The 1055-nt window shown below is 44.5% G+C and carries 1 protein-coding gene; it reads right to left on the minus strand.

The window, feature by feature from the left end:
- Positions 1-37: 37 nt before the first annotated feature.
- Complete coding sequence (locus LJE09_RS17205; protein ID WP_118569909.1) at positions 38-964, minus strand: ABC transporter ATP-binding protein; 927 nt, start codon at positions 962-964, stop codon at positions 38-40.
- Positions 965-1055: the final 91 nt, after the last annotated feature.

The following is a 1055-nucleotide window of genomic DNA, read 5'->3' on the forward strand; positions in this document are numbered from 1 at the left end:
CTTCCGTTTCAATTTCAAAAATTCGCATTTGATTAGTTTAAGCAATTCCTTCGCCCCCTGCCACACGCTTGAAGTAATCTTCAAGACTTTCTTCACAGGTATGTGCTTCTGATACCTCCAATCCGTTTTCTACAAAAGCAGTTACAATTTTCCCCACGGGTAGCTCCATATTGTGTAGACGCAGATTGTGGTCGTCTTGTATGGAAAAATGGGTTTCATGGAAATTGCGTTCCAAAATTCTTGCCGCCTGTGCAGTATCAGAGAGCGTAAACCGGATATGTTTACTGCTTTTTTGCTCCAACTCAGCAAGGCTTTCTTCTTCCAGCAATGCGCCGTGGTCAATAATTCCAATATCGTCAGCCAGCAAGGAAATCTCCGAAAGAATGTGACTGGAGATTAAAATGGTTTTTCCTCTTGTGTCGCAAAGCTCACGGATAAAGGATCGCACTTCTGCAATACCGATGGGATCGAGACCGTTGATCGGCTCATCCAAAATCAAAAGCTCCGGATCGTGCATGACTGCAAGGGCAATCGCCAACCGCTGCTTCATGCCAAGAGAGTATTGCGAAAACAGCTTTTTATCCTTGTAAGGTAGCCCGACCAAATCCAGAGCGTCTTTGATGGCATGATTGTTTGGTACTCCACGCAGGGTAGCAAAGATACGCAGGTTCTCCGTACCGGTCAGATTGGGATAAAAACCGGGGGACTCAATCAGGCTTCCGATACGGGGCAACAGCTTCTTTTCATTCCCTTGCAAAGACTTTCCCCAGATTTTGACCTCCCCGGAAGTCGGCTTCGTTAAGCCCAACAGCATTTTCATAGTTGTGGTTTTTCCGGCTCCGTTTCTACCCAACAGACCATAAATTCTCCCACGCTTGACATGGATATTTAAGTCAGCCACACTCTTTTGTGAGCCGTATTGCTTTGTCAGATTTTTTGTTTCAATGATATAATTTGTATCCATATTCAAAACCTCCTGTTCTGTAAGGTATTCTATCATGCCAACCTTGCATTAACCTTGCCGCAACCTTGCATTAACCTTGCAATTTGAAATT

Origin of the sequence: Blautia sp. DFI.3.45 (genome assembly GCF_020593505.1) — a bacterium.
Classification (GTDB): Bacteria; Bacillota; Clostridia; order Lachnospirales; family Lachnospiraceae; genus Blautia_A; species Blautia_A wexlerae.